This is a genomic window from Pseudomonas sp. NPDC096925, assembly GCF_044762545.1.
GTDB lineage: Bacteria > Pseudomonadota > Gammaproteobacteria > Pseudomonadales > Pseudomonadaceae > Aquipseudomonas.
The window spans coordinates 639111-661011 of record NZ_JBIWEM010000001.1 but is presented as its reverse complement, the minus strand read 5'-3'; the positions used below and the strand labels follow the sequence as shown (position 1 = coordinate 661011).

Sequence of the window (21901 nt, the reverse complement as noted above, 5' to 3'; positions counted from 1 at the left end):
AACTGGATTATCAAGATATGTGTTATCGGTTATATCGATATGCGATTTACACTTCGTCAGCTGCAAGTCTTCGTTGCCGTGGCCCAGCACCAGAGCGTTTCCCGCGCCGCCAGTGTGCTGGCCTTGTCGCAGTCGGCCGCCAGCACCTCGATCACCGAGCTTGAGCGTCAGTCCAGCTGCCAGCTGTTCGACCGCGCCGGCAAGCGCCTGAGCCTCAATGCCCTGGGCCAGCAACTGCTGCCCCAAGCCGTGGCCCTGCTCGACCAGGCCAAGGAAATCGAAGACCTGCTCAACGGCAAGTCCGGTTTCGGCTCGCTGGCAGTCGGTGCCACGCTGACCATCGGCAACTACCTGGCCACCCTGCTTATCGGCAGTTTCATGCAGGTGCACCCGGAAAGCCAGGTGAAGCTACATGTGCAGAACACTGCGCACATCGTGCAACAGGTCGCGCACTACGAAATTGATCTGGGTCTGATCGAAGGCGATTGCAACCACCCGGACCTGGAAGTGCAGCCCTGGGTCGAGGACGAACTGGTGGTGTTCTGCGCGCCGCAGCACCCGCTGGCCAAGCTGGGCCGCGCCGATGTACAGACCTTGTCCCAGGAAGCATGGATCCTGCGCGAACAAGGCTCAGGCACGCGCCTGACCTTCGACCAGGCCATGCGCCACCACCGCACCAACCTCAACATCCGCCTGGAGCTGGAACACACCGAAGCAATCAAGCGCGCGGTGGAGTCGGGCCTGGGCATCGGCTGCATCTCGCGCCTGGCCCTGCGCGACGCCTTCCGCCGCGGCAGCCTGGTAGCAGTGGAAACCCCGGAGCTGGACCTGATGCGCCAGTTCTACTTCATCTGGCACAAACAGAAGTACCAGACCTCGGCCATGCGCGAATTTCTCGAACTGTGCCGCAACTTCACTGCGGGCTTCACCCGCAGTGACGAGATCGTGTTGCCACCAATCGCTTAAAGCAGGATCACACCCCACACCAGCGCCACCATGGTCAGTGCCACCAGTTGCGCGGCGCTGCCCATGTCCTTGGCGTTTTTCGACAGAGGGTGGCGCTCCAGCGAAATGCGGTCGATGGCTGCCTCCACCGCCGAGTTGAACAGCTCGACGATCAAGCCCAACAGGCATACGGCGATCATGATCGCCCGCTCCGCACGGCTGACCGGCAGCCAGAAGGCGATCGGCACCAGCAGCACGTTGAGCAGCACCAGCTGGCGGAACGCGGCCTCGCCCTTGAAGGCGGCGCGCAGGCCGTCCAGCGAATAGCCGGCGGCGTTGAGAATACGTTTGAGACCGGTCTGGCCCTTGAATGGCGATGTCATGTGAGTCACTTCACAACAGAAAGGCCAGCAGACTAGACCGGCACGGGTCAAAAAAGCGTGAAGCCACGCGCATTCAGTTACTGGCAACCGATTCAAGTTGTTGCAGCAGCAACGCGGCCTGGGTACGGGTACGTACACCCAGCTTGCGGAAGATCGCGGTCACATGGGCCTTGATGGTCGCTTCCGACACGTTCAGTTCATAGGCGATCTGCTTGTTCAGCAAGCCTTCGCAGACCATGGTCAGCACGCGGAACTGCTGCGGCGTGAGGCTGGCCAGGCCTTCGCTGGCGGCCTTGGCCTCGGCCGAGACATCGACCTTTTCGAACGCCTGCGGCGGCCACCAGACCTCGCCGTCGAGCACCTTGCGCACCGCATCCTGGATCACTTCCAGGGTGCTGGACTTGGGAATGAAGCCACTGGCGCCGAACTCGCGGGACTTGACCACTACTGCCGCCTCTTCCTGCGCCGATACCATCACCACGGGTATCTGCGGGTATTGCCCGCGCAGCAGCACCAGCCCGGAAAAACCGTAGGCACCCGGCATGTTCAAGTCCAGCAACACCAGGTCCCAGTCGGCTTTTTCGCTCAGGCGGGTTTCCAGTTCGGCAATGCTGGCGACTTCAACCAGGCGTACATCCGGGCCCAGGCCGAGGGTAACGGCCTGGCGCAAGGCGCCACGGAACAGCGGGTGGTCATCGGCAATCAGGATTTCGTAAGTGGCCATCGATCTGGGGATCCTGTTCTGTGTCGGGCACTCGGGTAAGGGTCATTATGAACCAAAGCAGGGGTTGTGCCCCTTGGACTATAGGAAGGTATGCAAACGCTGGTGGGTGTCGTCCTGCTCGTCCAGCGGCAGACGCCGCTTGCCGCTCAGGTAATGCAGGCTGAACACATCCAGGTAGGCGTCCAGCGCCTGCGAGGCCTGGGTATCACCGGCCAGGTCCAGGCACATGGCCGCAACTTCCGCGGTGCAGAAGTGATCATCGCGCTTGGAGCGGCGCAGGCGATAGCGGGACATCTGCTCGGCCTGCAGGCTCAACACCGGGAAGCGGTCGAGGTACGGGCTTTTGCGGAACATCTTGCGCGCTTCGGTCCAGGTGGCATCCAGCAGGATGAACAGCGGGCGCTTGCCCGGTTCACGCACCACCTCGCTGACCACCCGCTCCTGGGCGACGAATTCGCCGGGGAAGACGATGTAGGGCTGCCAACGTGGGTCGTCCAGCAAGGCCAGCAAGCGTTCGTCGACCGACGTGCGCAGCCAGCCGAAGGCCGAAGTGTCCTCGATCAGGTCAGCGATCAACCAGCCGGTATTGGTAGGCTTCAGCGGCTCGGTGTCATGCATCAGCAGGCACACACCGGACTCGGCCTGCACCCGGGGCTTCCAGGCGCACAGGCAATGCGTGGCGATGACCCGGCAATCGGGGCAGCGTTCGGCACGCGAACCACGGGCGATGAAGGGCTTGTTGCTGCGGGCCAGGCGTTCGGCGCGCAGGCGCGCTACCGCATGGCTCATGCCGGCAGGCCTCTGGAAAGGTTGGGAATGGACACAAGGATGACTCAGAGAAAACAAGGTTGCCAGTCTACCAGAACGGGGGACAATTGCTGTGCAGGTGGCGGCGCGGACCCTATAATCGCTGTTTTTACCGTACCCCAGCCTCGCGCCTGCGCGATTTTCAGGGAACGCCGTCGACCGGCGCATGTCAAAGCGCCAGTCATCGAACCAGGAGAGATTCATGCTGCGCCGTATCGTCCCCGCCCTGAGCCTGTTGCTTGCCCTTCCCTTGGCAGCCCAGGCGGCTTCCAAGCAGGAATACGACCTGAACAACATGCTGCAGAAGGTTGCCAAAGAGAGCAGCGTCGGCACCCCGCGAGCCATCAACGAGGATATCCTCGACCAGGGTTATACGGTGGAAGGCAAGGCACTGGTCAACCATCTCAGCGTGCGCCAGGACCATGCCGTGCGCATGCAGGCCAACCCCGAACAGGTACGCAGCCAGCTGGGTGACAGCGTCTGCCGCAACAGCGGGTTCCGCAACCTGATGTCCAAAGGCGCGGTCATGGTCTACCGCTTCACGGTCTACAAGACCAACCAGCCGATCATGGACCAGGCGTTCGACAATGCCAGCTGCCTGGCCGGCAACAAGAAGAAGTAACCAAGCTACACCTTCTCGTCTTCACGGGCGCGCCAGCGCCCTTCAGCGGCGTCGGCGCGGATCTCTGCCAGCAGCGCCTGCAAGTAGCGCGACTGGCATTCATGCCCAGACAGCCTGCGCCGGCACTCGGCCTCCAGGCTCAGGTGATGCACCTGCGCCGCAGTCTCCAGCTGCTGGTAAAGCTGCCGGTCCACTTCGATGATCAAGCGATGCATACCGCCACCTCCTGCATCGACACGTTTCGCTTTACCCAGTTAACCAAACCCGCATCACCCGTGGTTGCATGCCGACGGGCGGCTGTGCCGAACACCCCCGGCACGATTGGGCCCAAGGGTCTAGATTGAGGTCAGAGGTATTGGTGCAGAAGGAGACGTTGCATGCCTTACCAATCGAGTGAACTGCTGTTCAGCCACTTCCGCGACAACAACATCGACCTGAGCAACATCGACGCACAACTGCAACTGGTAGCACCGAACAGCCCCAACCTGCCGCTGTACCGCGACATGATGCTGACCATCCTGCGCATGGCCCATGACGACACCGACCGCTGGAGCGCCAAGATCACCCTGCAGGCCCTGCGCGAACTGGACCATTCGTTCCGCACCCTGGAACGCTACAAGGGCCGGCGCAAGGTGACCGTGTTCGGCTCGGCGCGCACCCCGCTGGAACACCCGATGTACGCCCTGGCCCGCGAACTGGGCGCAACCCTGGCGCGCTCCGACCTGATGGTCATCACCGGTGCCGGCGGCGGTATCATGGCTGCAGCCCATGAAGGCGCCGGCAGCGACCACAGCCTGGGTTTCAACATCACCCTGCCCTTCGAACAACACGCCAACCCCACGGTGGACGGCACCGACAAGCTGCTGCCGTTCCACTTCTTCTTCATCCGCAAGCTGTTCTTCGTCAAGGAAGCCGATGCCCTGGTACTGTGCCCAGGCGGTTTCGGCACCCTGGATGAAGCGCTGGAGGTGCTGACCCTGATCCAGACCGGCAAGAGCCCGCTGGTGCCGGTGGTGCTGCTGGATTCGCCGGGCGGCAGCTTCTGGCGCGACTGCCTGGACTTCATCAGCCGCCAGCTGGAGGAAAACCGCTACATCCTGCCCAGCGACCTGAAATTGCTGCGCCTGGTGCACAGCGCTGACGAGGCAGTGGAGGAAATCAACCAGTTCTACAGCAACTACCACTCCAGCCGCTGGCTGAAGAGCCAGTTCGTGATCCGCATGCACCACCCGCTCAGCGAGGCGGCGCTGTATGACATCCAGGAAGGCTTTGCCGACTTGCGCCTGAGTGGCAAATATCACCAGCAACCTGATAGCAGTGCCGAGCACGAAGTGGGCAATTTCAGTCACCTGACCCGTTTGTCATTTGCCTTCAATGGCCGGGATCAAGGCAGGCTGCGCGAGCTGGTGGATTTCATCAACCTGCCAGAGAACTGGGCCAAGCCGCAGCCCATGCATACCACGCAGCGGGCCAGGGAGGCGTTGAAGGTCAGTTGATTCCGTGCCCAACGTCAGGGGCGCAATTCACCCTGTGGGAGCGGGTTCATCGAGGCGTCGAACCGCCGCGAAGAATCCAACGCGGTGCATGGCACCGGCTACGCCGGTGTTCGCGGGTAAACCCGCTCCCACAGGGTCCGTGCCAGACCGCAGCCTCAGCCTTCAGTAATCGTCAAGATCACGCCCACTGAGCAGGCGGCCGATCATGTCCATGGGGAAACCCCGGTAAGCCAGAAACCGGGTCTGCTGGGCACGGCTGCGCGGATCTTGCGGGCGCTGCCCGGCAAATTTGCGCTGCCATACGTCACGCATGCGCTCGCCCCAGTCCACCTCGCTCTCGCGTAGCGCCTGCTCGATATCAGCACGCGCCAAACCGCGCTGGCCTAGCTCTTCGCGAATACGCGCAGGGCCGTAACCGGAGCTGGAACGGTACCGGATGAAACTTTCCAGGTAGCGGGCTTCGCTAAGCAGCCCTTCTTCGGCGAGCCGGTCGAGTTCAGGCTCGATCAGCTCGTCCGAAGCGCCGCGCTGACGCAACTTGCGCGTCAGCTCGACGCGACCGTGCTCACGTCGCGCGAGCAGGTCCATGGCTGTCCGACGGATGGCGACGGGGGTGTCGAGTACGGCGGACATGTTCGGCTATCTACCGAGCAATCAATAGCCGGCGTCAGCGTCGGCCATGTCGTCGGCATCAGCTTCGACAGCAGCAGCCTTACCAGCAGCCGCAACAGCACCAGCAGTCAGCAGCTTCTCGCGAATCTGCTTCTCGATCTCGGCACCAATAGCCGGGTTCTCAGCCAGGTACTTGGCAGCGTTTGCTTTGCCTTGACCGATCTTGTTGCCCTGGTAGGCGTACCAGGCACCGGACTTCTCGACCAGGCCCTGGGAAACACCCAGGTCAATGATCTCGCCGTTACGGTAGATGCCCTTGCCATAGAGGATCTGGAACTCGGCCTGACGGAACGGCGGCGAGACCTTGTTCTTGACGATCTTGACGCGGGTTTCGCTACCGACCACCTCGTCGCCTTCCTTGACCGCGCCGGTACGGCGGATATCCAGACGCACCGAGGCGTAGAACTTCAGGGCGTTACCGCCGGTGGTGGTTTCCGGGCTGCCGAACATCACGCCGATCTTCATACGGATCTGGTTGATGAAGATGACCAGGCAGTTGGCGTTCTTGATGTTACCGGTGATCTTGCGCAGCGCCTGGGACATCAGGCGCGCCTGCAGGCCCACGTGCATGTCACCCATCTCGCCTTCGATCTCGGCCTTGGGTACCAGGGCAGCCACGGAGTCGACGATGATCACGTCAACAGCGTTGGAACGCACCAGCATGTCGGTGATTTCCAGGGCCTGTTCGCCGGTGTCCGGCTGCGAAACCAGCAGGTCGTCGACGTTGACGCCCAGCTTGCCGGCGTATTCAGGGTCGAGGGCGTGTTCGGCGTCGACGAAGGCGCAGGTGGCGCCGTTTTTCTGGGCTTCGGCGATGACCGACAGGGTCAGCGTGGTCTTACCCGACGATTCCGGACCGTAGATCTCGACGATACGGCCTTTTGGCAGGCCGCCGATGCCCAGGGCAATGTCCAGCCCCAGCGAGCCGGTGGAGATGGCAGGGATAGCCTGGCGCTCGTGGTCGCCCATGCGCATGACCGCGCCCTTGCCGAATTGGCGTTCGATCTGACCCAGGGCCGCAGCCAAGGCGCGCTTCTTGTTGTCGTCCATTGAAATCCTCACGTGTTCGACTTGGCCCTGACGGCCGGAATACCTGTATAAGTAGCCAGTATTATTCCACAGGCAAGCGCCCGCGCAAACCCCTGTCTTCGATTTACTCGGCACCAAGCTGTAACAAGCCGTCTAACGCGGCGATCACCGTCTGTCGGCGTACCGCTTCGCGGTCGCCATCGAACTGGCGCCGCTCGCTGAACACGCGGCTACCGTCACCCCAGGCCAGCCACACGGTACCCACCGGTTTGGCCGGCGAACCACCGTCCGGCCCGGCAACCCCGCTCACCGCCACCGCAAAGCGCGCGCCGCTGGCTGCCTGGGCACCACGGACCATGGCCTCGACCACTTCCTGGCTGACTGCGCCAACCTCGGCGAACAGCGCCGCAGGCACGTTCAACTGGCGAGTTTTCTGGGCATTGGAATAGGTCACATAGCCAGCCTCGAACCAGGCAGAGCTACCGGGCACGCGGGTGATGGCTTCGGCTATGCCTCCGCCGGTGCAGGACTCAGCAGTGGTGACCTGCGCGTTGAAGCGGCGCAAATGTTCGCCTAGGCGGGTGGCGAGGACGGTGATCGGGTCCATGTCGGGGTTCCTTGACGGGAGTGGGACACCGTAGCATTTTTGCGGCTTTCGAGTGCAAGCCTTACAGGCGCCAGACGCGTCGAGACAGGCACTAAAGCTCACCACGCACCTCCCGCACATAAGCCTGGCAGGCCCGTAACGCAATCAATCCCCGGTCCCCCTCATCGGTGATGGCGATAATTCGTCGAGCATGCGTCGGCTCAAGTCCGGCACGTACGGTTGCATGATCCACGCCGCCGGCGCTGGCGGCGGCAGACACTGTGTCGAGGAGGGTGTCGCGTTCGACCAGGACCGACAGGCGCAGATCGGCAGTAGCAAGGCGATCACGCAGGCGAGCCTGAGACTGCTGAACATCGGCAAGTTCCTTGAAATGACGGGTTTCACTTTCTTCCAGGCGTCGTTCGAACATCTGACGCCGCTCACGTTCGGCGAGCAGCCGGGAAGCCTCGGCGTCCGCCTGGGCTTGCGCCTGTTGCGCCAGCTGCTGGCCATAGCGCCAACCCTGAACCTGCCAGGCCAGCGCTGCGGACAGCAGAAGCAAGCCCCCGCCCAGCACCAGTTGCCACCGGCTCAACACAACACCTCGCGGGCCCGCGCCCAAAGCTTGAGGCGATCATCCAGCCCATTGAGCCCACCATTGATATGGCGCGTGATGCGATTGAACTCGCCCCGGTCAGCCAGGGCATTGAGCCCACGCGAATGCCAGAACCATGCCGCTGATTCACAGGCCCAGCGTGGTTGTTCGAGCAGTTGCGGTTGCGCCAGCAAGCGCTGATCGCCAAACAACGCGCGGCTGCAGGCCAGGTAATTGTTGCGCCCGGTAACCTGGATCAGACCGCGCCCGCAATACAGCTGGCCATCGCCATCAGCCTGGGGTGTATTACCCAGGCGCAGGGCCAGGCTGCCGGTGTCATAGCGGGCCAGGTAGCGGTCATTGCCCAGCTCCTTCACATGACGGAACTGGCCTGACTCATGGCCGACCTGGGCGATGAACGCCGCCACGCGCTTGGGGTTGTCAATTTCCCAACGTGGCAGGCTTAGGTTCAGTGCAGAAAGAAAAACGCCCGCTACAGGGCGGGCGTTCGGCAAAATGTGTAGCAATTGCGCTTCAGTGAGCATGTCTGACACTCCTTTGCATCACCCTCAAGCCTTGATGGCGGCCTGGCGGTGGGGCGCTGCGCCCTTGGTCTTTACCTTGCCTGACTTGCCGCCATTGCCTTGCACGGTGGTGCGCCAGCCCGAGCTGGTGAACACGTGCTCCACCGAGTCGATCTGGTACTGCCCGTCGAGGCCATCGACAAAACCTTGCAAGTCGATGCTGCGCTCGGCGAACAGGTCGGTGCGCCCGGGCAAGTCCAGGCGCACATGGGCGGTATCGCGGTTGAAGCTGGCCAAGCGAGCCCTGGCTGCCTGCTCGGCGGCAGCACGGTTGGGGTAAAGGTGACGGTCGGTATGCACCGGCCGTTGCCCCTCAGCGGCCTCATCGTTGACCAGCTCGATGGTCCGCACCTCGCCACTGGCTACGTCAAGATGACGGGTGCGCACAGCCTTGCGCGCAGCCTTGTCATCGAGGCGGAAGTACCATTGGCTGACTTCGCCACGGGCGATGCCGACCACGCCCAGGGATTTGCCACTGGCGCTCTGCCCGCTCTGGCGCGGCAGCACCAGCAATTGGCCATTTGCCACCTTGGCGGTGCTGTCGAATTGGCGCGCCAGGCGGGTGATGAAATTGAAGTCCGATTCGTTGACCTGATCCACCCGCGGCACCAGCGTGGACACCGGGCAGATTGCCTGCCAGCCATTGCGTGCGCCGATTTCGGCGACGATGCGCTGCAAGGGTACGGCCTCCCAGCTCCCGTTGCGGATGGTCCGGCCACTGCCGCGCAGATCGCTGGCCTTGCCACGGATCACCAGGGTGTCGGGTGGGCCGAGCAACTCGACTTCATCGACGGTGTAACGCCCCAGCCGGGTCAACGGCTGGCCGGCGTAACCCAGATGCACCTCGATCAGGGCGCCACGAGCCGGCACGGCCACAGTGCCGTCTCGTGCATCGATGCGCAGCTCGAAGTCATCCGATTCCATGCCCGGCCTGTCAGTGGAACGCAGCAGCAACAGGCGATCGTTGATCAGCGCAGTGATGTCCTTGCCGTCGGCGTGGATGCGAAATTGTGGCTGCATGGCATCAGCCCCACAGGTGTATGGCGTTGGCCGGTGACAGCGCCAGCGCCGGCAAGCGGAGCGTCACGCCGCTGCGAAATGGCTGAGACTCATCGGCCAACCCCTGGTTGGCTTGCAACACCGCTTCAACGCTGCCATCGAGATGCCCGTAATAATGGTGACAGAGGGTGTCGAGCAGGTCGCCCTCAGACGTTTTGCAAGTCTTGTCCATAACTGACGAACTCCAGTGAGAAACCTTGTTTGCGCGCAATGCCGCCAGCCAGCAAGGCGCCCTGCTCTTCCTCGATGCGGGTCAGGCACCAGGTGCCAAGCACTTCGCCATAGCCGGTGGTCAATGACAGGGGCAGCAGTTGGCGGCCGATGCCACGCAGGGCCTGCAACTGGCCCAGTCCGCCCTTGAAGCCCGGGAAGATCGCGCCACGGATATTGATGGTCTCTTCCCCCAGACCCACCGCCTGCTGGGCATTCTCGCGGCTCAAACGTTCTTGCCCAGCCCAGCGAAAGCGCGTTTGCCGGCGCAGTTGATCGAAGGCTGCGGTGTCGAGGTTGAAGTAATACGGCGCTGTGTTGGCCTTCAGCGGCTGCAGTACCAGCAGGTGCGGGAACGGCGTGATCGCTAGCGCCGCAGGTGTGGCGTCAGGCGCGAGGCCAAAGGTCGACAGTACACCGCTGGCGACCGAACGCACATCACCAATCACCCGCCGCACTGCCGCTCCGGCCTTGCCCAGCTGTTCGGTGAAGGCCCCAACGCGATCGCGCACCTTGCGCACCACATCAAGGGTCTGGTCGTACTTGGCGATCACCTTGTCGACGCGCTGCCTGGCCGAGTCCATGGCGCGCAGGGTGCGTTGCAGGCGCTTGCCGATCACCGGGCCGATCCATGGCAGGGCTTCGAGCTCAGCGGCCGCCTCCCTGGTGTGGCCGACCGCCTGGTTCATCGGCTCGAGCATGGCGTCGGCACGCCGACGCCCCGCCTCGCCCGCCTTGACCAGTGCATGCAGGCCACCTTGCAGCTGTTCCAGGTAGGTCATGGGTTCTCCTCATGGCTGTGGTTGATCGACCATCTGCACCGCGCGCGCCTGACGCATCAAGTCGTCGAGCACGCGCCGGGCGATGGCTTCCAGTTGTTGCAGGGTGGTCGGGTCATCGAAACTGTTGTTGAAGGTCACCGGCATGTTGGCGGTGAAGGTGAATTGCTGGTTGATGGGGGGCGTAGCCACAGCCGGTGATGGCGGTGTCGAAATAGCTGGCGGTGCAGGCGTGACGCTTTTCTGCAATCGGCTTGCCTGGTCGGGGAAACCGGCAACGTCCTGGCTCGCCCCAGTCGCATCGAAGCCGGAGACGAATGCCAGGGACTTGCCTGACGCGCCCCCGCCCCACTTGACGCCCATGCCGCCCAGGTACCCTCCGCCCAGGCTCCCCAGCAGGCCGCCGACCGCGCCCCCGATCACTGTACCCATACCCGGTATCACAGAGCCGATCATGGCGCCCGCTGCCGCACCACCGAGCCCACCGACCGATGAACCGGCCAAGCTGCCGACCCGTTGCGCGCTCGAAGTCGCGGTCAACGCTGCCGGAGTGCTGACATTTTTCTGCAATCGGGCTGTCTGGTCAGGGGAGCCGGTAACGCCCTTGCTCATCCCTGGCGCATCGGAGCCGGCCACGGATGCCACAGCCTTGCCTAACGCGCCGCCGACGAATTCACCGCCCATGCCGCCCAGATAACCACCACCCAGGCTCCCCAGCAGGCCGCCGATGGCGCCGCCGATCACTGTTCCTAAACCGGGCACCACCGAACCGATCATGGCACCGGCTGCCGCGCCACCGAGCCATCCGGCCGAAGAGCCGGCCAAGCTGCCACCCAGCCCGCCGAAAGCCTCGCCATAGCCTTCCAGCTTCTCTTCGGGCGTGGCGTCGCCCTGGTAGATATCGGCCACCTGCAGCGAGGTATCCAGCACTGCCGTCAGTGGCGCGCGCTTGAACAGCGTTCCTGCCAATGGCAGCTGCCTGCCTGTGGCGATCAAAGGTAGCGAAGCCCCCCTCTCGGAAGCAGCTTGCGCCTCGGCCGCCAAAGGCGTTCCTTTGCTGTGTGGCGTGGGCTCATCCTCCTGCGCAAACCAGTTGAACAGCGCACCGCCGACCTGATCACCCGCAGCCTCGCCCACCTGGCCGCCAAACCTGGCCCACTGCTCTTGCGCGGTCTCTTCCTCCTTCTGCTCTGCCGCCTGTTGAGCATTCTGCTTCCGTGCAGCTTCTTTTTGCGCCTTGATTTGAGCCTTGCGCCGGCTTTCACGTCTGCTCTGACGTTTCCCTCTGCTTGTACCTGTGCTCGAGGTTCTGCCTATCGCTTTACCTTTGCCTTTGAACAGCAGAGGTGCCATCGCGCCCAGCACGCGACCGCCGATTTCGCCGACTGCAGCGCCGACGCCGCGTGCCCTTTCTTCGCCGTCCTCAGCGCTGATTAGCACCTTGGCCAGCTTGCCGAAGGTTTCGACACGGTTGTCCCGCCACTCCTTCGAAACACGCTCGCGTATCGCACGCTGTCGTTCCGGCGGCAGCTTGCGCATGACGCCAGCGATAGCAACCCCACCACCCCCGGCGGCCATCGCGAGGGCCTTGCCGAGGTTGCCCGAGTCGTCACCTGCATCCGTGCCGGGTGCCTGCCCGGGAGCCTGCGCGAGGGCCTGCGCAGGCGCTTGCAGCTTGCCGGGTCCCACTGGCCCCTGCACGACCGAGTGCCACTGCTGAAAGACATTGACCGTCATCTGGCCCTGCAGCGGCTTGAGCTGCGCCAGCCCGGCAATCACCTGGTCCAGCATCAGGTAATGCTGGCGTAAACGCTCAACGGCATCGGCCTCATCGCCCAACCCGGCGATGGGCCCTTCCTCTTGCTGTGCCTGGTCCAGCGCCAGCTGGCGTTCGACCTGACGTACTTTGCCGAGCTCCAACCCCAGCCGGATCACTTCGCCGATGAGCCGGCCAAGCCGGGTGCCGTCAGCCTGCCGGCGCAGGCGTTCGACGTCCCGGCGCAGCATTTCGATGGCCTGGCCCACAGGGTTCATGACGGTGACGCCGAGCCCGAGCGAGAACACCTCTGTGTTCGCCATAGGTTCCTCCTTGTCACGGGGCGAGCCACCAGACCATGTCGCTGTACGACATGGTCATGATCTCGCTCGCAGAAAAATTCAGCTCCTTGGCCAGCCGCCGGGCGGCGGCCTTTTGCCGGCCCGGGTCAAAGTTCGTCGTCCTGCACCAGGCGAAAATAACCGCTTTGCAGACGGCTATAGTCCTTCAGGGCCAGGCCTTCGAGGTCCTTGATGCCAACCTCGGCCAGCGACGCGAACAGGTTCAGTTCGCGCTGCTCGTCATCATCCACACCCCCGGCATGGGCGTTGCGGATGTCCCGCACGGTCGGTGCCCGCAGCGACAGGCTGTCGACCTGAACACCATTGGCTTCGCTGGGGCGCGACAGGCGCACGGTGACGCGATCGGCGCTCAGGGTCAGCCATTGAGGCTGCTTCTTCACTTGAGCCATGGTCATCTCCTTACAAGCCGAGCGCGGCACGCTGGGCAGCCAACTGGTCGACGCCATCGATCACGCGCTTCATGCCCAACGCGTCGATTTCATAGATCAGGCGGCCATCGACTTCGAGCTTGTAGTAGGTCAGGCCGACGCTGTGCTTGATCTCGGCCTTGTCACCGGACTTCCAGTCACCCATGTCGATTTCCTTGAGCGTGCCACGCAGGGTCACCACTACCGGGTTGATCTTGCCCTTGAGGCCCTTGAAGGCGCCGCGGAACGTACCGTTGAAGCCACTGCCGTCGGCCAGGCCGAAGAACTTCAGCGCTTCGCGGCGCACACCGGTGGTGGTGAAGGCCGCTTCCTGCTTTTCCATGCCCAGGTCCATTTCGACCGGCATGTCCATGCCGCCGGGGCGGTGTTCCTCCATCTTCAGGGTGAGTTTGGGCAGGGTCAGGCTAGGTACATCACCCTGGAAGCTGACGCCATCGACGAACAGGTTCAGGTTGGCCAGGGTTTCGGGAATCATTGCCATGTAAATGCGCTCCTTAAGCGGCGGAATCGAGGACTTCGGTCAGCCACTGGTTGGTGACTTCGACACGGAAATTGGGGTTTTCGGCAGGCGGCACGTCGGTGAAACGAATGTTCCAGTACACCTTGCCCTGCTCGAGCTGGCTGGCGGTGTTCAGCTCCGGGTCGGCGAAGACCTCGAAATTGATGATCGCGCCCTGGTTCTTCAGGTCACGCATGAAGGCCTGCAGGCCCTCGGTGACGTCCTTGACGTAGGTGGCGGTGATGGCGCGGTCGACGGCCCACTTGTGGCCGTAGAGGATCGCGTCCATGACGATGTCCATGGTCCGTACTCGGGTGACGAACGCCCATTTCGGGTCGCTCGACAGGGTGCGGTTGCCCCACAGGCGGAAGCCGTCATCGCGGATGATGGTGGCGATGTTGGCGTTGTTCAGCAGGTTGGCGCGGCAGCTGTCATCGCCATCGAGAAACTCCACCGGGCGAGTGGTGCCGGTGATGCCGACGAATTCCTTGTTCGAGGGCGAGGCCCAGAAACCGTATTCGCGATCGGTCCAGGCGAACAGGCCGGCGACCCAGGCCGAACCGGGTGCATCGACGGTGGCTTCCTCGCCGTTGTCCCAGTACTGCACGCCCGGGTCGACCAGGAAGGCGCGTTTGGCGCCGAAGTTCTTCGCGTAGTCGATGGCCGCCTGGTCGGTGGTGTTGGGGCCGTCGATGATGGCGATGCCGCGCAGCTTGTCGGCCAGGGCCACCAGTGCCGTGCCCACCGCCTGGGTAGCGCTGTGGCGCGGGGCAGCCAGCAGGCGTGGCTGGGCGTTGAAACGGCTCTTGCCGTCGAGCAGCGCCTGCAGGCCGGTGCGTTTGCCGTCGGCTTGCACCGTGCCGATGATCGCGGCGGTCTGCTCCGCTGCATCGTCCAGTCTGGCCACGCCGCAGGCGACGATGACCGCCTTGGCACGGGTGTAGATGGCGCGGCAGGCCTTGGTGATGGCGGCGTTTTCGCCAAAGGCCGCAACGGCTTCACGCTCGCTGGTGATCAGTACCAGATCGTTGGCCTTGGCGGTGGCGCCAGCGCCCTCGGTGAAGGTGTCGACCAGACCGATGATCGAAGAGGAAGGCAGCGTGATGCTGCGAGCGCCGGTGTCGACGTTTGTTACGGTGACGCCGTGGAAGAATCCACTCATGTAGGTTTACTCCGGGTTCAGGTATGAAAAGGCCCTGCGGGTGCAGGGCCTGAAGGGTGCTGCCAGAAAAGAAAACGCCCCGGCGGTGCGGGGCGTTATTGGGTAAACTGGACGAGCCAGTCGGGTGCCGACGGGCGGCTCTGCGTAAAGGTGGGAAACGCTTCAGCCTGGGGCCAATTGCGCAGGCTTTGCCGATACTCAAGAAGCTTCGAAAACTGCTCGCTGTCCAGGGTAGTAAGCGCGCCGATATCGTGTTCGTCACGGTGACGGGTCACCATACCATCGGTAGCCAGCAACCGCTCATCACGCCAGCGGCGCTCAATCGTTGCCAGCTCATCAGGGCTCGGCGGCGGCGGGTCGATCAGGAACGGAACACCGTCATCGCCCCAGGCGATCACCCGCCCAGAACGCTCACCCTTGAGCAGTTCACTTTTGAGTTCCGCCGATATCTCGATGGCATCACTCGGAATATTTGAATTTTCCGCGCTGCTGTAAAAGCCCCGCGTAGACTTGCAAGCGAAAACCTGAATTTCCATAACTCAGTACCCAATAAACATAGCGGTGTATCCAACGATGCCCGTTGGAATGATGATGTTCCCCGCGCTGACTGTGCGGGGAATAATGTCTATCCCACTCGGACTTGCGTTCTGCCCGGTTACCCAATGCCCAGCGTTGGCAGTGCCCAAGGAATAGGCCACCAGACTGGTGCTGAATGCCTCGGGCAACGTAATTCGGGCCGAACTTTGGTTCGCAGCAATTTGACCATTGCACCACTGGACAACGATGCCGCTCGGATGCTTCATGTAGCCATTGCTGCCCTTGAGGAACCCAAACAGCGTGGTGTCTTGAGTTAGCGAAGCGTTACCCGCGATAAACCAGATGCCGCCTGCAGAAATCAGGGTGATGTTACTGTTGCCTCCAACGTCTACAGAAGATTCTGCAGTTTTAGCGGTACTTACATAGATTACGTCGGCCCCTTGAGCCTTGATCGTGGCAAGGTTACTCGCTCGAATATAGACGCATGAGCCAATTGGCACACTCGAAAGCAGCGGGAGCGTGATGTTAGACGCTGCCGTATTCAAGTTGATAAGACAGTTGACCCGCGAAGGGGGAATAGTTTGGCCCGCCGTGGTGTAGGCATAGCCATTCTGGAAGCCGCCGATTGCCCGTTGGACAAACTCAGTAGTTGCAATCTTCGTCGTTACGTCGAACTGAGCCGGTGTAGGTGCCGCCGGAGCGCCAGTGAACACCGGACTTGCTAAAGGCGCAGCGCCGATGGCCAGCAACGCGGCAGGTGCCGTGGCGGCCTCCAACAGGCCCTTGATGGACGCCGATACGTTCGCATTGGTGTAGGTCGTAACCCAGGGCGTCCAGACATTCTGATAAAGGCTACGGGTTTTAGTGCCGCTGACCAATGTCCCAGACGCATACGGGTAGGCCACCTGAGTAATGCTGCCGCCGGCGTAGGCCAGGGTAAGGCAGTACCAGTAAGAAACTTCCGTACCTGGGCTGTTCGGCACGACACGTGACAGAATTTTCGGATACCAGCCCGCCGCCAGAATGCTGTCCCAGTCGGTAACTTCATCGGTGTTGCTGAACATCGGGCCGGCCGCAGCAAGGGCGGCTTGCACAAATGCCGTATTGGCCAGCTGGGCGGTGTTGGTCCCGATCGCCGCTGTCGGCGCCGTCGGAACCCCCGTTAATGCTGGGCTGGCCAAGTTCGCCTTGAGCGCCAGAGCCGTGTCGATCTGAGTCTTGGTGTAGACATCGGTCAGGCCATAGCCCGCCACCGTCGTCGGGTTGGTCGCAGCGGTCACCCGGCCATAGGCATCGACCGTGACGCTGCGGTATGTGCCAGCGGCCACGCCGCTGCGCCCGAACGCCATTTCGTACGCCAGGGCAGTCACCCCCAGGGTAATTGGCGCATCGGTCAGCAGCTGCCAGGCGCTTTCCGCGTTGACCGTGCCGCGCTCGACCAGCACCAGCATGCCAGGGGTTACCTTGGCGCTACTATCCGCATCGGAACAGCGGGTCCAGGCGCCGCCGGCCACCAGATACAGGCCATTATCCTTGGCTGCAGTCTGGTTCTTCACCAATACCCGCGCCCCGGCAGTCAGCGCCACGCCATCAACCGTCTGCAACCCGGTCAAGGCAATGTTCGCCGTAGTCGCCGCCAGCACCGAATGCTTGAAGTCCTGCCTGGCCAGTTCCTCGGTAACCCACTCCCGAGTCGCCAACACCACCGCCGGGTCGATCTTCAGTTGCACATTGCTGGCGCTGCTGACCACCAGGTTCATCCGCACCACCTGGGTCCGTCCCGAGCCCTGGCTCAACAGCGGCTTGTAGGTGGGCGCGCAGTTGGCCACGGCAACCATGTCGCCATCGGCATCGTAAAGCGCGATCTCGCGAATCCACTTGCCGCCAACGTCGGCCGGGATGACCTGCTCGGCAATGATGATCGCGCTGTTCTTGTCATCCACCTTCAGCTGGTTCAACGGCGCCCGGCGCCATTCGTTGATCAGGCTGGTCTGGGTGGCATTGGGGGTAGGATCGGTGCCTTTGGCATCGCCGACACCCATCTGGGTGATTTTCCAGGCAATGCCCAAGGCATCGGCATTGGCCTGTTTCGCCGCGCCCACGTTGGTGAGGATGGCGTAGAACTGAGAAGTCTGGTCAACCATGTGCAATGTCCAAGGTATCGATTGTGTGTTCACGGCCGCCACGCCCCACCATGCCGATGACCTCGATGTCACGGGGCGCCAGTGGGTAGATGTCCAGTTCGTCGCCGTCCTGGATCGCGCAGCCGAAATGAAGGGCGCCACGGCTTTCGAGGCTGATCACCAGGCCGGTCAGGTGGCGGCTGACCGGCCGGGCGTCGTCGATCAGGGCAGACAGTTCCTGATAGGTGCTTTCACTGATGCCCGTATCGGAAACGCCGATCTTCAGGGCGAACGTGCCCGCCTGAGCAGGCGGCGTGGTCTGCCACCACTCCTGCACCTCGATCAGGTAGCCGAAGGGCTCCACCACCCGCCGGAGCGCACCCAGGGTGCCTTTGTGGGCATGGACGAAGAACGCCGAGCGGATCACCGAGCGTTTGATCTCATCGCTCCAGCTGTCCTCCCAACGGTCCACCGACCAGGCCCAGGCCAGCTGATAAAGAAGATGCGCCGGGCAGGTATCCGGGTTGTAGAGTTGGCGCAGGCTGACCTTGAGGTCCTCGTCCGCAGCCACTTCAATGGCCCGCTCCAGCGCGGTGCGGTTGAGCGGCAACAGGCTCTGCATATCAGCTACCCCGCTTCAAGGTGAAGCCGCTGCACCAGGCCGCCTGCGCCTTGCTCGGGCGAATGTCGGCCCAGCCATTCAACTCGACCCGGCTGACTCCATCGATGTGCAGTTGCGCATCGATGCCAGAGCGCGCCACTTCCACGCCCAAACGCCTGCGCGGGTTGATCCAGGCCTGCAGGCGGCGCTGGCATTCGGCGAGAATCGCTTCGTACTCCGGGCCGTTGTCGGCCAGATACAGCACGGCATCGATGCGGTAGGGCAACACCTCGGCGCTGCGTACGGTGACCCGGTCGGCAACGGGGCGGATATCATCGTCATCCAGGTAGGTCGCCACCTGCGCCAGCAGTTCGGTACTGGCCTCGCCGTTGCCTTGCAGGCTCAGCACGGTGACATCCACCACGGCCGGCGACGGACTTTCGGCGGTGGCGTCAGCCACCTGTCCCGAAGCGTTGCGGGCATGCAGGATGTAACTGTTGCGCGGGCCGGCCGTGGTCAGGCCTTCATAAACCAGTTGCACCCGCTCGCGCAGGGCATCGTCAGATTCCAGCAACGCCTCGACTGGCGGGACGCTGGCCAGGTCTTCGGCCTCGATCACCAGGCGCTGCAGGCCGACATTGGCCGCCAGCTGGTCAAGGTCATTGCCCTGGGCGTAAGCCAGCAGCAGCGCCTTGGCGGCATCGTTGATGCGTGCCCGGTTGAGCAGTTTGCGGTAGGCGCCGACCTCGAGCAGCTTGGTCACCGGGTCGCTTTCCAGATTGGCGGTCCAGCCGTCGCCGAGGTAGCTGCGGAAAGTGTCCAGATCGGCCTGGTAGAGCGCTTCGTAGTCAAGGTCCTCCAATAGCTGTGGTGCTGGCAGTTTCGACAGGTCGACCTGGCTCATACGCTCACCTCCACCAGCGCGTCGTCGCCCAGGTAGCGGCCGATGAGCGCCAGGCTGACCTGGCCACCGATCACCGCGACTACCTTGACCCGCTGCAGCTGCAGGCGCGGTTCCCAGCGCCCCAGTGCGCGGGCCACCTCGGCCTGCACGGCGCTTTTCCAGCCCTCGTTGACTGGCAAATCGACGAAACGCCGCAGCTGGCTGCCGTACTCCGGTCGCATGCGCCGGCTGCCCAGCGGTGTAGTGAGGATGTCTTCGATGGACTGGCGCAGGTGATCGATGCCGGCCAAGGGCTGACCGGTGCGGCGGTCCATGCCGATCATGGTAAGCCTCCCTGTTCATGGGTATGCATGGCATTCTCCTGATATGAAAAAGCCCGCATGGGCGGGCTCGATTCAGTGTTTGTGGTTGGCCGTGTTGCCGGCGGTATCGATGATCCGCCCACCGCCGTTGATATCACCGCCGACCTGCAGCGGGCCATCGATCGTGACATTGCCGGAGAGGTTGATGGTTGCGGCCTGCAGGCTGATCGCACCGTCGCTGACCTGCACCGTGCCGGCGCCAACCTTGATGGTCGCGCTGCCAGCCGGCAGCTGGATATCATAGTGGCTGGCCTGCCAGTCGTAGCTGATTGAACCGCCATCGGCGAAGCGCCACACCTCGGTATGCCCACGGTTGTCCGCTGCGCCACCGGCATTGCCATACAGGCCAGGCAGGAAGGTGCCCTGAGCCGGCTCGCCGCTGGGGCTGAGCAACACACCCTGCTCACCCAGACTGGGCGCCCGCCAGTGCCTGGCCTGGCCGGCCGCCTGGGCGTGCCAGCGCAACCAGGCGCTGGTCCAGCCGCTACCGTCGGACACCCGGACCCTGGCCGCGGCAAGGTCCAGCGCAACCACCCGGCAGGGGATGACCATGCACGCCAGCATGCGGTCATGCATTGCTGTGACGTAGCTCATGCCAGGTCCTCCGGCGCAACATAGTGTGCTTCGTTACCCTGCCCGGTATCGGGTGCAAAACCCAGTACCAGGCTACCGGGCGGCTGATCCGGCCAGTTCCAGCGCGGCTCGCCAAGCAGCACCGGCTGGTCCCAGCGCACAGTCCAGGCGTTACCCTGGAACTGCGCCTGCAGGTTGCGGCTGGCTTCAACGAATTCCAGCGCCCAATGCTGCTGGCGTAGCAGGTCCATCAGTTGCGCGGCCAGCAGGCTGCCCTGGAGCCGCGCCTCTGGATTGGCACTGTCGGCGGTGATATCCGCCTCGAAGGTGGCAATCAACACCGAGCGGCCATCCCGCGGTGCCGCATCGGCCGTCATGCGGACGATGCCGTGGCGCAGCGAGGGCCGCTCTGGAACATTTCCTACGGCGGTATAGGTATCTACCGATGCCAGCTCCGGCATTGCCTCACGAATGGTTGCCGTCACTGCGCCATGCAAAATGGCCAGTTCGCTCATGCATATTCTCCTTATCGCTCGTCGGGCTGTGTGCTGTCGCGCAGGCCCAGGCGCCGGATCGCCCAGCGTTCATACAAGCGCATGGCAACATCGGCGCCGCCGACCGCCGTCAGGCAGCCGAAGGCACTGGCCGCCCAGATCGACAGGCCGCCGGCATACAGCAGCATCACTGTCGATACCCCGCAGACCATGCAGGCCCCGGAGCGCAGCGCCAGCCGTCGCAGCAGCGACCAACCGGTGGCACCGGCCTTGTCGGCCCGCCACATTTCGCCGCTCAAACCGCCCAGCAATGCCAGGACGATTACCAGCCAGAGCGGCATTTCGAGTAACGCCTGTTGCTCGTTCGTCACTGTCCTGTCTCCTGTGTAATGCCTGTTGGCAAGCGCCAACAGATCGGTGGTGGGTATGCTGTGTTGCAAAAGATCGGCATTCCAAAAAGCCCGGCTCGCCAGGCTCTTTAGTAATGCGTTGACGAACCGCCGGCCACGCCTGGTGACGCCGTGCGGTTCCGCTACAAATTGGTGACTCCGACCGCGGCTGCCTGCCCGCCGGATAACTGATCGTGGTGCTTTACGCTGCACACCCGGGCCAGTTGCCAACCCTCTGGACAGTTGAGGCCTGTCCATCGCTGCCTGTGTAACAACCGGTTTCCGTCCGGCTTGAGACACAGGCTATGCATTAGTGCATATGCAGTCAATGCATTTCTTCAAATTTCCATGCGTTATTTTTTGCTGTTATGCATGTAGGCCATGCACGGCCTGCCTTGTAGGGATTTTCTGCAGGCGAAAAAAAACCCGCCGTAGCGGGTTTCTTGGGTCGGGGGCATCAGCGCGCGTACATGCCCCACCAGAACACATGCCCGAGCAGGCTGATCTGCTCATCCTGCATCTGCTGGAAACTGTAGTCCTCGTCGGGATGCTCGTCGCGGTTGAAGCTGCGCAGGCGAATGCCGGTAGGCAGCCGATAGACCTGCTTCACGCGCAGCTGACCATTATGGTTGATGGCGTAGAGGTCGCCATCGATGATGTCGCCGATCGCACACTTGCCGGTGTTCACCCCCACCGTCGCGCCATCCCGCAGCACCGGCAGCATGCTGTTGCCACGCACGGTCACGCACTTGGCCTGGTCGAACTGCACGCCGTTGTGGCGCAGGCTGCGCTTGCCGAAGCGCAGGCGCGCACGCTCGCTCTCTTCGATGACGAATCTTCCTGATCCCGCTGCCAATTCAACCTCGCGAAGGAAAGGTACCGACACCTCGTCATCCTCGACGGGGGTTTCATCGTCCCACAGGCTTATGTCGCTGAGGTCGGCATGACCATGGGCCGGCAGCGCGGCTTCGCGAGACTCGCCAAGCTCGGCGCGGCCACGCAATTGTTCGGTGCTCACGCCGAAGTACTCGGCGATCTTCGACACGTGCTTGTCGGACGGGTCGACGATCTTGCCGCCGAGAATCCGCGACAAGGTGGATTGAGGAACACCCGTGCGTCGATACAGCTCCGTCGGGGACAGGCCGTGGCGATCGAGCAGTGCTCTGAGGACAGTGGCTACGTTGCGTTTTTGCATAGCATGCATAATGCAGGCACAAGGC

28 protein-coding genes are annotated in these 21901 nt (G+C 63.0%); 3 read left to right on the top strand and 25 right to left on the bottom strand.

Annotated features, from left to right (window positions below; all coding sequences use genetic code 11):
• Nucleotides 1-39: 39 nt before the first annotated feature.
• Nucleotides 40-966: a LysR family transcriptional regulator FinR gene (gene finR, locus ACIQYU_RS03265; RefSeq protein ID WP_004375481.1), complete on the top strand. Its 927-nt coding sequence runs from the start codon at nucleotides 40-42 to the stop codon at nucleotides 964-966.
• On the opposite strand, the gene ACIQYU_RS03260 is transcribed toward finR, so the two are convergent.
• The 3 genes from ACIQYU_RS03260 to ACIQYU_RS03250 form a co-directional block, all read right to left on the bottom strand.
• A complete protein-coding gene (locus ACIQYU_RS03260) occupies nucleotides 963-1328 on the bottom strand; it encodes a diacylglycerol kinase (RefSeq protein ID WP_015269218.1) in 366 nt (121 codons plus the stop codon). The two genes, finR and ACIQYU_RS03260, sit on opposite strands and share 4 nt — an antisense overlap.
• 73 nt (nucleotides 1329-1401) lie before the next feature.
• On the bottom strand, nucleotides 1402-2052 hold the full coding sequence (gene erdR, locus ACIQYU_RS03255; protein WP_016715442.1) for a response regulator transcription factor ErdR: 651 nt from the start codon (nucleotides 2050-2052) through the stop codon (nucleotides 1402-1404).
• Between the two features lie 78 nt (nucleotides 2053-2130).
• On the bottom strand, nucleotides 2131-2841 hold the full coding sequence (locus ACIQYU_RS03250) for a tRNA-uridine aminocarboxypropyltransferase (protein ID WP_013971344.1): 711 nt from the start codon (nucleotides 2839-2841) through the stop codon (nucleotides 2131-2133).
• 220 nt (nucleotides 2842-3061) lie between these two features.
• On the opposite strand from ACIQYU_RS03250, the gene ACIQYU_RS03245 reads away from it, so the two are divergent.
• On the top strand, nucleotides 3062-3481 hold the full coding sequence (locus tag ACIQYU_RS03245) for a quorum-sensing-regulated virulence factor family protein (protein WP_333957470.1): 420 nt from the start codon (nucleotides 3062-3064) through the stop codon (nucleotides 3479-3481).
• 5 nt (nucleotides 3482-3486) lie between these two features.
• Here ACIQYU_RS03245 and ACIQYU_RS03240 read toward each other — a convergent pair whose 3' ends face one another.
• On the bottom strand, nucleotides 3487-3696 hold the full coding sequence (locus tag ACIQYU_RS03240; RefSeq protein WP_233687931.1) for a hypothetical protein: 210 nt from the start codon (nucleotides 3694-3696) through the stop codon (nucleotides 3487-3489).
• A gap of 162 nt (nucleotides 3697-3858) precedes the next feature.
• Here ACIQYU_RS03240 and ACIQYU_RS03235 point away from each other — a divergent pair, with 162 nt between their 5' ends.
• Nucleotides 3859-4977, top strand: coding sequence for an LOG family protein (locus ACIQYU_RS03235; protein WP_025337997.1), 1119 nt, complete (start codon nucleotides 3859-3861; stop codon nucleotides 4975-4977).
• A 162-nt stretch (nucleotides 4978-5139) separates the two neighbouring features.
• On the opposite strand, the gene recX is transcribed toward ACIQYU_RS03235, so the two are convergent.
• The 21 genes from recX to ACIQYU_RS03130 all read right to left on the bottom strand — a co-directional run bounded on the left by recX (nucleotide 5140) and on the right by ACIQYU_RS03130 (nucleotide 21876).
• Entirely contained in the window at nucleotides 5140-5610 is a 471-nt protein-coding gene (gene recX / locus ACIQYU_RS03230) for a recombination regulator RecX (RefSeq protein ID WP_046616639.1), read from the bottom strand.
• A gap of 21 nt (nucleotides 5611-5631) precedes the next feature.
• Complete coding sequence (recA, locus tag ACIQYU_RS03225) at nucleotides 5632-6699, bottom strand: recombinase RecA (protein WP_085626456.1); 1068 nt, start codon at nucleotides 6697-6699, stop codon at nucleotides 5632-5634.
• Nucleotides 6700-6802: 103 nt separating this feature from the next.
• Nucleotides 6803-7285, bottom strand: coding sequence for a CinA family protein (locus ACIQYU_RS03220; protein ID WP_207829378.1), 483 nt, complete (start codon nucleotides 7283-7285; stop codon nucleotides 6803-6805).
• Between the two features lie 91 nt (nucleotides 7286-7376).
• A complete protein-coding gene (locus ACIQYU_RS03215; protein WP_402798252.1) occupies nucleotides 7377-7862 on the bottom strand; it encodes a lysis system i-spanin subunit Rz in 486 nt (161 codons plus the stop codon).
• Entirely contained in the window at nucleotides 7856-8404 is a 549-nt protein-coding gene (locus ACIQYU_RS03210; RefSeq protein ID WP_207829389.1) for a glycoside hydrolase family 19 protein, read from the bottom strand. The genes ACIQYU_RS03215 and ACIQYU_RS03210 overlap by 7 nt, the downstream gene beginning before the upstream one ends.
• A 24-nt stretch (nucleotides 8405-8428) precedes the next feature.
• Nucleotides 8429-9463, bottom strand: coding sequence for a phage late control D family protein (locus ACIQYU_RS03205; RefSeq protein WP_233693950.1), 1035 nt, complete (start codon nucleotides 9461-9463; stop codon nucleotides 8429-8431).
• A 4-nt stretch (nucleotides 9464-9467) separates the two neighbouring features.
• Nucleotides 9468-9674, bottom strand: a complete 207-nt coding sequence (locus ACIQYU_RS03200) for a tail protein X (protein ID WP_233687932.1) — start codon at nucleotides 9672-9674, stop codon at nucleotides 9468-9470.
• Nucleotides 9649-10494 (bottom strand): phage tail protein, encoded by an 846-nt coding sequence (locus tag ACIQYU_RS03195; RefSeq protein ID WP_402798249.1) that lies wholly within the window; start codon nucleotides 10492-10494, stop codon nucleotides 9649-9651. Before ACIQYU_RS03195 ends, ACIQYU_RS03200 begins: the two co-directional genes overlap by 26 nt.
• Before the next feature lie 9 nt (nucleotides 10495-10503).
• The gene (locus ACIQYU_RS03190) at nucleotides 10504-12570 is read right to left on the bottom strand and encodes a hypothetical protein (RefSeq protein ID WP_402798248.1); all 2067 of its coding nucleotides are present in this window, start codon (nucleotides 12568-12570) and stop codon (nucleotides 10504-10506) included.
• A gap of 125 nt (nucleotides 12571-12695) precedes the next feature.
• Complete coding sequence (locus ACIQYU_RS03185) at nucleotides 12696-12998, bottom strand: phage tail assembly protein (RefSeq protein WP_207829405.1); 303 nt, start codon at nucleotides 12996-12998, stop codon at nucleotides 12696-12698.
• 10 nt (nucleotides 12999-13008) lie between these two features.
• Entirely contained in the window at nucleotides 13009-13518 is a 510-nt protein-coding gene (locus ACIQYU_RS03180; protein ID WP_027920000.1) for a phage major tail tube protein, read from the bottom strand.
• A gap of 13 nt (nucleotides 13519-13531) precedes the next feature.
• A complete protein-coding gene (locus ACIQYU_RS03175) occupies nucleotides 13532-14698 on the bottom strand; it encodes a phage tail sheath subtilisin-like domain-containing protein (RefSeq protein WP_402798245.1) in 1167 nt (388 codons plus the stop codon).
• 95 nt (nucleotides 14699-14793) lie between these two features.
• Nucleotides 14794-15234, bottom strand: a complete 441-nt coding sequence (locus tag ACIQYU_RS03170; protein WP_233687936.1) for a phage tail assembly chaperone — start codon at nucleotides 15232-15234, stop codon at nucleotides 14794-14796.
• A 3-nt stretch (nucleotides 15235-15237) separates the two neighbouring features.
• A complete protein-coding gene (locus ACIQYU_RS03165; protein ID WP_233687937.1) occupies nucleotides 15238-17379 on the bottom strand; it encodes a phage tail protein in 2142 nt (713 codons plus the stop codon).
• Entirely contained in the window at nucleotides 17372-17980 is a 609-nt protein-coding gene (locus ACIQYU_RS03160; RefSeq protein ID WP_233687938.1) for a phage tail protein I, read from the bottom strand. Before ACIQYU_RS03160 ends, ACIQYU_RS03165 begins: the two co-directional genes overlap by 8 nt.
• A gap of 1 nt (nucleotide 17981) precedes the next feature.
• Nucleotides 17982-18863 carry a baseplate J/gp47 family protein gene (locus ACIQYU_RS03155; protein ID WP_207829414.1) on the bottom strand — a complete coding sequence of 294 codons (882 nt, stop codon included), beginning with the start codon at nucleotides 18861-18863 and terminating at the stop codon, nucleotides 17982-17984.
• Nucleotides 18860-19186 carry a GPW/gp25 family protein gene (locus ACIQYU_RS03150; protein WP_207829416.1) on the bottom strand — a complete coding sequence of 109 codons (327 nt, stop codon included), beginning with the start codon at nucleotides 19184-19186 and terminating at the stop codon, nucleotides 18860-18862. Before ACIQYU_RS03150 ends, ACIQYU_RS03155 begins: the two co-directional genes overlap by 4 nt.
• Nucleotides 19187-19258: 72 nt before the next feature.
• The gene (locus tag ACIQYU_RS03145) at nucleotides 19259-19819 is read right to left on the bottom strand and encodes a phage baseplate assembly protein V (RefSeq protein ID WP_233693943.1); all 561 of its coding nucleotides are present in this window, start codon (nucleotides 19817-19819) and stop codon (nucleotides 19259-19261) included.
• On the bottom strand, nucleotides 19816-20313 hold the full coding sequence (locus ACIQYU_RS03140; RefSeq protein WP_207829418.1) for a hypothetical protein: 498 nt from the start codon (nucleotides 20311-20313) through the stop codon (nucleotides 19816-19818). The genes ACIQYU_RS03145 and ACIQYU_RS03140 overlap by 4 nt, the downstream gene beginning before the upstream one ends.
• A gap of 11 nt (nucleotides 20314-20324) precedes the next feature.
• Nucleotides 20325-20663 (bottom strand): phage holin family protein, encoded by a 339-nt coding sequence (locus tag ACIQYU_RS03135; RefSeq protein WP_207829419.1) that lies wholly within the window; start codon nucleotides 20661-20663, stop codon nucleotides 20325-20327.
• A gap of 475 nt (nucleotides 20664-21138) precedes the next feature.
• The gene (locus ACIQYU_RS03130; RefSeq protein WP_207829422.1) at nucleotides 21139-21876 is read right to left on the bottom strand and encodes a S24 family peptidase; all 738 of its coding nucleotides are present in this window, start codon (nucleotides 21874-21876) and stop codon (nucleotides 21139-21141) included.
• Nucleotides 21877-21901 lie beyond the last annotated feature (25 nt).